Genomic DNA, 470 nt, shown 5'->3' with positions numbered 1-470 from the left:
GTGGGCGCCGGACGGAACGAAAGATGTCGTTCAATTTCGGCGCGCTTTGGTTCGAGCGACTCGGGCAGGCAGAGGGATTGACCAAGATCTTCCTTGTCCTCGTCCACGGCAAAATCGCTCGGGGTCGACACCGCGCAGATGTGACCGTCGGGATCGCGGAAGTGGAAGATCTTGGAGTAGATGGTGTCCTGGATCCCGGAGACGTCAACGCCGGCGCGCCTTAGGCGTTCGCGTTGATCCGCCAGCGCCGGTTCATTTTCGACTTCAAGCGTGAAGTGATGCGAAAGACCCGTTCCAAGGCGGCCCGGCACGTAGTTCGGCAAGCCGAAGAATGTGATCACGGAGCCCGGCGACAGATCTTCGTCGCAAGCATAATAGTAATGGGTTCCGCCCTTTTCATCGAGGTAATCCGTCTTCTTGATCAGCCGCAGCCCGACTGTCTCCACGAAAAACTTCTCGGTCCGCTCCGC

At 58.7% G+C, this 470-nt stretch carries 1 protein-coding gene; it reads right to left on the bottom strand.

The window, feature by feature from the left end:
• Positions 1-446 (bottom strand): VOC family protein (locus tag PY649_RS34860; protein WP_285873623.1); only part of this gene is annotated, 446 nt, incomplete at its 3' end.
• Positions 447-470: the final 24 nt, after the last annotated feature.

The sequence above is a fragment of the Rhizobium mayense genome, from assembly GCF_030272705.1.
GTDB lineage: Bacteria > Pseudomonadota > Alphaproteobacteria > Rhizobiales > Rhizobiaceae > Rhizobium > Rhizobium mayense.
Note: the sequence above shows the minus strand (reverse complement) of the source record. Positions and strands in the feature narration are given on the sequence as shown.